Source organism: Deinococcus pimensis DSM 21231, assembly GCF_000519345.1.
GTDB lineage: Bacteria > Deinococcota > Deinococci > Deinococcales > Deinococcaceae > Deinococcus_A > Deinococcus_A pimensis.
Genome location: NZ_KI912680.1, coordinates 68,444 through 68,796, shown reverse-complemented (window position 1 = coordinate 68,796; position 353 = coordinate 68,444). Strand labels below are relative to the sequence as shown.

Sequence of the window (353 nt, the reverse complement as noted above, 5' to 3'; positions counted from 1 at the left end):
GGGCGTCGGCGCGATCGCGCCACTCGGGCAGGTGCGCCACGAGCCTCGGCGCGAGGCTCAGCATGAAGGCGAGGTCCTCCGGTCCGGCGCGGCGCAGGCGGACGGCGGCGAGGGTCATCGGGACGCTCCGGCGGGCACGAGGAAGTCCAGCAGCAGCGCGCTCACCTCGTCGGGCCGTTCGAGCTGCGGGAGGTGCGCCGTCCCCGTGACGACGTGGCGGCGCGCGCCGGGAATGGAGCGCGCGAGGTGCTCGCCCCGCTCGGGAACGTGCGGCACGTCGAGGTCGCCCCACACGACGAGGGTGGGGGCGCGCACCTCGTTCAGGCGGTCCCAGGCGGGAGGGCGCGCGGGCT

The 353-nt window shown here is 77.1% G+C and carries 1 protein-coding gene; it reads right to left on the bottom strand.

The features are described 5' to 3' along the window. Positions 1 to 114 precede the first annotated feature (114 nt). Positions 115 to 353 (bottom strand): alpha/beta fold hydrolase (locus DEIPI_RS35100; protein WP_045235322.1); only part of this gene is annotated, 239 nt, incomplete at its 5' end.